Source organism: Vibrio sp. 10N.261.51.A4, from assembly GCF_041471945.1.
GTDB lineage: Bacteria > Pseudomonadota > Gammaproteobacteria > Enterobacterales > Vibrionaceae > Vibrio > Vibrio crassostreae_C.
On the sequence record NZ_JBFRPJ010000091.1, the window covers coordinates 22,937 to 29,509 of the forward strand.

Annotated in this window: 6 protein-coding genes; 5 read left to right on the plus strand and 1 reads right to left on the minus strand. The window is 44.3% G+C overall.

The features are described from left to right. Positions 1-17 precede the first annotated feature (17 nt). Positions 18-1,028 carry a LysR family transcriptional regulator gene (locus AB4384_RS19950; RefSeq protein ID WP_136982644.1) on the minus strand — a complete coding sequence of 337 codons (1,011 nt, stop codon included), beginning with the start codon at positions 1,026-1,028 and terminating at the stop codon, positions 18-20. A 100-nt stretch (positions 1,029-1,128) separates the two neighbouring features. Between AB4384_RS19950 and AB4384_RS19955 the strand changes: the two genes are divergently transcribed. The 5 genes from AB4384_RS19955 (at position 1,129) to AB4384_RS19975 (ending at position 6,514) form a co-directional block, all read left to right on the plus strand. Then, positions 1,129-2,481 (plus strand): MATE family efflux transporter, encoded by a 1,353-nt coding sequence (locus AB4384_RS19955; RefSeq protein WP_372130019.1) that lies wholly within the window; start codon positions 1,129-1,131, stop codon positions 2,479-2,481. Between the two features lie 200 nt (positions 2,482-2,681). Beyond that, positions 2,682-2,927, plus strand: coding sequence for a hypothetical protein (locus tag AB4384_RS19960; RefSeq protein ID WP_010430578.1), 246 nt, complete (start codon positions 2,682-2,684; stop codon positions 2,925-2,927). 319 nt (positions 2,928-3,246) lie between these two features. Next, the gene (locus AB4384_RS19965) at positions 3,247-4,251 is read left to right on the plus strand and encodes a response regulator (RefSeq protein ID WP_372130020.1); all 1,005 of its coding nucleotides are present in this window, start codon (positions 3,247-3,249) and stop codon (positions 4,249-4,251) included. Between the two features lies 1 nt (position 4,252). Further along, positions 4,253-4,693: a PAS domain-containing protein gene (locus AB4384_RS19970; RefSeq protein ID WP_017062430.1), complete on the plus strand. Its 441-nt coding sequence runs from the start codon at positions 4,253-4,255 to the stop codon at positions 4,691-4,693. A gap of 777 nt (positions 4,694-5,470) precedes the next feature. Then, positions 5,471-6,514, plus strand: a complete 1,044-nt coding sequence (locus AB4384_RS19975; RefSeq protein ID WP_017062429.1) for a GMP reductase — start codon at positions 5,471-5,473, stop codon at positions 6,512-6,514. Positions 6,515-6,573 lie beyond the last annotated feature (59 nt).

Here is a 6,573-nt window from a genome sequence, read left to right on the forward strand (position 1 = left end):
AGGAATCATAACTTAGTTTAGAAGAGCCGACCAAAGTCTTTGTCCTGTTCTATTACACCAAACCATTGATATTTCTGTGCGAGTACTTTCAGCAACTCGATCTCTTTCGTTGTCTCTTCTCTAAGCCATTCAATAAGGTCGTTGATGATAGGCGTGTGACTACGCTGGTGAATGAAGTAAGTCCAAGCACTGTGTTGGATCTTTGCATTCTTAGGACAGTACAAGAAGCCTCGTTGGAGATCTTGTTGTACTAACAATAGATCCGTGACCGTAACGCCTTCACCGGATAAACAAGCACTGAGTGCCATATCTAAAGACAAGAAACTGGTATTTCTGACGGGTTTCTTTGGTGGGAATTCAACATCGGCCAACCACACTTTCCAGTCGTGATGATCTAAGGTCGGGTGCAACCGTGGCATGGTTAAGATCGAATCGAGGTCGGTGTCTTTATTCGTTAAGTTGGTCGAATTAGTTAAATTGGCAGAATTAGTTAAGCTAGTCGAGCAAACCGGTGCCATAAACTCTTCCCGCAAGAAGGTAATGTCTGGTGCTTTGTCATAGCGTTTTTTGAAGCGCGTGTGGAAGATCAGTAGGTCATATTCGCTGCTATTGATTGATTCGTCTTCCTCAATTACAGGAACTATGACGATCTCATGATCTTGATAGCGCTCGTTTAATTCCCGTACTTTGGAGATCAATACTCGCGTCGCGAAACTCAGAGTCGCTTTGATCACAATACGTTTCTGCTTGGGCTCACTCCAAGAGGCGATAACGGCTTCGATATTGCCATAGCTTTCTCGCAAAGCGACATACAAATCATGACCTTGTACCGTTAATTCAATGGCTCGATGCTTACGAATAACCAGTGATGCGTTTAACTCATCTTCAAGCTGTTTGATCTGTCGACTGATCGCACTTTGTGTCACATGCAGCTCTTCGGCAGCAAGAGTAAAGCTCATCAGCCTTGCGGCAGCTTCAAAGGCTTTTAAGCCATTATGTGATGATGGCAAGCTAGGATATGGGGTCATAATTCGTTCGCATGAGTTTATGGAATGTTAGAGTCGCAAATTTATCAATTGAACGCCAGCCTCATCGATCGTATTTTGGGCGAAATTAACTGAGGCGCTCATGAAAAAAATACTCACTCTTGCATTCCCTTTGATCATTTCACAGCTGATCTCTATGGCTTTAGTCCTTACTGATGTTTGGATGATGTCGCGTATCAGTGTGTCAGCCCTTGCGGCTGGTGGCTTAGGCGCCTCTATCTACTTTTTTATCTTCATTATTGCGAGCAGCACTGTAGGTTGTGTCGCGAACTTGATTGCGATCGCTTATGGTCAGCGCGTCGCTCGCCCAGAGTTTGGTAATACTCAAATTAGATTGGCGGTGAAAGGCGCAACCATGTTGGCATTCGTGCTCAGCGTGACTTTAATGGCCAGCTTCTGGTTTGCTCCGTTGGTGTTAGAAGCCGCCAAACAGCCGCCAGAAGTGATCACTTTAGCCATGGAATATGTCCATGCTTTGAAGTGGGTGATGTTGCCTTCGCTTATCTTATTGGTGCTTCGCGGCTTAACTAGCGCGTTTGGCAACGTGCGATCCATTCTTGTGATGTCGATTATCACCGTAATTCTGAATGTGCCAGTGAGCTACTTTCTCACCTTCCAATTAGACATGGGCTTAACAGGTTTAGGGCTTGGTACGGCTCTCGCGGCATTTATCGTGATGGTTGGATATACGGTTTGGGTATTTAAGCGTGACGAGTTTAAGCAGTTCGCCCCTTGGCTAAATACAGAAGAGTATTCAATCAAGTTGATGAGCCCATTGTTGTTGATGGGTCTACCTATCGGCTTGGCTGCTTTACTTGAGCATGGCTTGATTTACGGTGGCACCTTGATGGCGGGCACGATCAGTATTGCTTCGTTAGCCTTGCACCAAATCTTGCTGCAATGTTTAAGCTTTACTTGGAACTTCAATTTTGGTTTCTCACAAGCTGCGGCGATTTTGGTTGGCCGTGATTTTGGCGCGGGTAACTACGAAGGAATAAAAAGAACCTCGATTCAAAGCTTCATATTGGTGTCGGTGTTGAGTGTGGCGTTGTCGGCCGTGTTCATTATATGGCCTGAGATGATCGCTTCTATCTTCAAGTTAGACGATGGCACGGGTGCTATGACTTCACTACTGGCTTCTGTGATTTGGGTCGTTGCTTTGTGCTTTATTGTTGATGCTTGGCAGCTATTGGCGATTAACCTGCTAAGAGGCATGAAGATTGTCTCTATGCCAACCGTGATGACTGCCATCGGTTACTGGGTATTTGGCTTGCCTGCGGCTTGGTATTTGATGCCTAAGTTCGAATTGGCAGGGATTTGGGGCGGAATCGGTGTTGGCTTAGGCGTGACAGGTATTCTGCTGCTTATCCAATTGATGCGTGTCATTCAAAAGAACAACCAATCTCCAGATTTGTCGAATCATGCTTATACGTGATTTGCTTGTGATGCTCGCCTTTACCATGGAACCTTGAACGATAAACGTTGTATTGCTGACCGAGAACTATCAATTACCAACAATGACCTATAAGCCCTGAATTGCGTACTTCGTAATTTAGACCTTGGTCTTACAGAAACCGAGCTAAAAGGTGACTAGAATGATTTGAGTTGCTCACCGTTTTATCAAGGAATACACAAATGGAAGTTGGATTGTTCTGGGCTGAAAAAGGAATGTTAGTGCTTGGCGCACTGTTTGTTTTGACGAGCATGATGCAGTACGGAAGACGCAGTAGCGATTGGAAAGGCGTGATTACGATGTTCTACAAGCGTATCCCAATGAACATCGCCGAATACAAATGGTATCGCCTGGGGATCGCGTTGTTGGTATTTGCTGTGATCATACGTTTTGCATTACTGATTTTATGGCCTTCATATCAGTTCTAGTTCTCTTGCATTAGCTTTGTTGGATAGCTCTCTATCATGGCTACATAAAGCCGTTCAATGAATGAGTCAGTCGAGCCTTAATAAACCCGCTTGTTAAGGCTGCTGTTAAATATAATAGTGCTATTACTCAACAGCAAGGATTGGCTATTACCTTTGTAGCATATTGTTTTTCATGAAGAATAATGCGAAATAATAGCTTACCCACCTGTTTCATCATTCTTACTAATAATCTGCATATAAATCCATTCACCCCGTACCTGATACCATAATGTTCTGTTACACTCGGTCGAATTAGCTTTAATTTGTCAGTGGTGCATTTATGTCGTTCCCAGTTCTTATATGTGATGATTCTGCGTTAGCAAGGAAGCAGATGGCTCGGTCACTGCCTAGTTCTCTAAATGCAGATATAACTTTTGCTGTTCATGGGCTTAATGCACTTGAAGAGCTCGCTAAAAACCAATTCAAATTGATGTTCCTCGACCTAACCATGCCGGAATTAGACGGCTATGGCACATTGGAAGAGATGCAACGTTTAGGCGATACCACGCCAGTTGTCGTTGTTTCTGGTGACATACAACCAAAAGCACAACAGAAGGTGCTGGATCTTGGCGCCAAAGCATTTTTGCAAAAGCCGATCGATAAAGAAGCGCTAAAAGCCATTTTACGTGAGCATGTCGAGCCGCCAAAACAACCTCAAATCATTACCCCAACCGCTTTAGAACTGCCAATACTTCGCAGACGCGATATCTATATGGAAGTCGTGAACGTAGCGATAGGCCGTGCCGCTGATGCACTGGCTCGTCACTTTAATGTGTTTGTTCACCTACCGCTGCCGAACGTTAACATCTTCGAAGTGAGTGAATTGCACATGGCACTTCGTGACCTAGCGGATAACGACCAAGTGTCGGGTGTTTGCCAAGGCTTTAGTGGAGAAGGCATTGCAGGTGAAGCGCTAGTTTTGTTGAGTGATTCCAGTGTGAGCGATCTTAAGAAGCTCATGAAGGTGCCAACAGAAAGCGAGCAGCTAGAAGAATTAGAGTTGTTGATGGATGTATCGAACATCTTAGTCGGCTCTTTCTTGAATGGGTTAGGGGAGCAATCAGAAGTTCGTTTCTTCCAGAGCTCTCCTGTGCTGCTAGGTCAACACATCTCGATTGATTCGGTGATTGAAAATACCAGCGGCTCATTTAAAAAGACCATGACGTTCGAAGTCAGCTACAACATCGACGGCACGTCCATCCGTTGTGACCTTCTATTTATGTTTGTTGATGAGTCTCTGCCTCTTCTAGATAACAAATTGGCCTACCTAATGGAGGAGTTTTAATATGTTGAATCTTCCTGCTGAATTTGAACAGTTCCACTGGATGGTAGACATGGTTCAAAACGTCGATATGGGGCTGGTGGTCATTAACCGTGACTTTCAGGTACAAGTTTGGAATGGCTTCATGACGCACCATAGCGGTAAGCAATCGCATGATGCGATCGGTAAGTCGATCTTTGAGTTATTCCCTGAAATTCCTGAAGAGTGGTTTAGGCTTAAAACAAAACCGGTTTATGACCTAGGCTGCCGTAGCTTCATAACGTGGCAACAAAGGCCTTATCTGTTTAAGTGCCGCAACGTGAGGCCAGTAACTCAGCAAGCCGACTTTATGTATCAGAACGTCACGCTTAACCCGATGCGTTCTCCAACTGGGCAAGTGACATCCTTGTTCTTGTCGATTCAAGATGCGACTGCTGAAGCTCTGATGTCTCAGAAAAAGGCTTGACGTACCTTAAGGTGAAAATTGAATCGCCTTATAAGAGCACTCTGAAAACCAAATAAAAATGGCCAAGGTTAATCCCCTTGGCCATTTTTGTATCTGATCCTGTAGTAATGAGTTCGAACTAAAGAAAGGCGTTCCGTGTTCGTTAACTTTAGTCGAGTTGTTGTTAGGCTCTATCAACAGCGGCTTGTATCCGCTGGGTTCTCATAAATAAGCGCATCTAACCTGCCATATTTTGTGGACTTTACCCCGCTCATCCAAGTTTCGAACGTGCTAATCGATCTTGCCTTTGTACTTTATAAATTTCAGGGCTAATGAAAGAGGGCTGAGATCGGCACTCGAAGCGAAAAAGTCAGAAAAAAATGAAATTATTTAAGAAAAAACGCATTTTTTGATTCAAGAAAAGTGTGATTTTTATGTGATTAAAGGGCACTTTTTTCACAAATTTGCCTTATCGAAGATTTTTTCGCCGAATTTGCAAGGGAAACGTTTGCGCAATAAACCGACAGCGTTTGCGTGAATATGTTGTTAAGTTATTAATTACTATGAATTTAGTAGGAAATGACGGGCGGGAAGCTTTTACCAGATATGGAATCTTTGAGAGGATAGCACAAAAAAAAATGAAATATCAGACTTGCTGTTAGTAAATCACAGCCTATAATGCTGAAAACCGGAGCGTCTGCCAACGCTCCGGTTTTTTTGTGTCCGAAACTCAGTAAAGCGTCTGCCAACGCTTACCGAAAACGCACGACACGTAATATGATTACAGGACAAATTATCATGCGTATCGAACAAGAACTTAAGTTAGGTTTCAAAGATGTACTCTTCCGTCCGAAGCGTTCTACCCTTAAAAGCCGTTCTCAAGTTGAATTAACCCGCGATTTTACATTCAAGCATAGCGGTCGTCAATGGTCTGGTACTCCAGTAATTGCAGCGAACATGGATTCGGTAGCAAGCTTTGAAATGGCAGCTGCTCTAGCAGAGCACGGTGTTATGACTGCAGTACACAAGCACTACACAGTAGAGCAGTGGGCTGAGTTCGCAAAAACAGCAGACAAGAAAACGCTGAACAACGTATTTGTTTCAACAGGTACTTCTGAAGCTGAGTTTGAGAAAACTAAGCAAATCATGGCGCTTAGCGACGAATTCGTATTTATCTGTATTGATATCGCTAACGGCTACTCAGAGCACCTAGTTGAGTATGTACAAAAAGTACGTGCTGAATTCCCGACTAAAGTTATCTCTGCTGGTAACGTTGTAACGGGTGACATGGTTGAAGAGCTAATCCTAGCTGGCGCAGACATCGTTAAGGTTGGTATCGGCCCTGGTTCTGTTTGTACTACACGTGTTAAAACAGGCGTAGGTTACCCTCAACTTTCTGCAATCATCGAGTGTGGCGACGCAGCACACGGCCTTGGCGGCATGATCATCGGTGACGGTGGCTGTTCATGTGCGGGTGACGTATCTAAAGCGTTCGGCGGCGGTGCTGACTTCGTAATGCTAGGCGGCATGCTAGCAGGTCACTCTGAGTCAGGCGGCGAAGTTGTAGAGCAAGACGGTAAGCAATTCATGAAGTTCTATGGAATGTCGTCACAGTCGGCTATGGACAAGCACTCAGGTGGTGTTGCTAAGTACCGTGCTGCTGAAGGTAAAACTGTTTTACTTCCGTTTCGTGGCTCTGTTCACAACACAATTTCTGACATCCTTGGTGGTGTACGTTCAACTTGTACATACGTAGGTGCAGCAAAGCTTAAAGAGCTAACTAAGCGTACGACTTTCATCCGTGTACAAGAGCAAGAGAACAACGTATTCGGTAAAGAGTAATCTGAACGAATTCGAATAGTTTGAAAATCAAGAGCCGCTTTTTTGAAGTGACCCCGTAA

What these genes read in the sequence shown, in the direction of transcription:
- AB4384_RS19950 (WP_136982644.1), bottom strand. Translation starts at nt 1,028, where the DNA reads ATGACCCCATATCCTAGCTTGCCATCATCACATAATGGCTTAAAAGCC.
- AB4384_RS19955 (WP_372130019.1), top strand. Translation starts at nt 1,129, where the DNA reads ATGAAAAAAATACTCACTCTTGCATTCCCTTTGATCATTTCACAGCTG.
- AB4384_RS19960 (WP_010430578.1), top strand. Translation starts at nt 2,682, where the DNA reads ATGGAAGTTGGATTGTTCTGGGCTGAAAAAGGAATGTTAGTGCTTGGC.
- AB4384_RS19965 (WP_372130020.1), top strand. Translation starts at nt 3,247, where the DNA reads ATGTCGTTCCCAGTTCTTATATGTGATGATTCTGCGTTAGCAAGGAAG.
- AB4384_RS19970 (WP_017062430.1), top strand. Translation starts at nt 4,253, where the DNA reads ATGTTGAATCTTCCTGCTGAATTTGAACAGTTCCACTGGATGGTAGAC.
- AB4384_RS19975 (WP_017062429.1), top strand. Translation starts at nt 5,471, where the DNA reads ATGCGTATCGAACAAGAACTTAAGTTAGGTTTCAAAGATGTACTCTTC.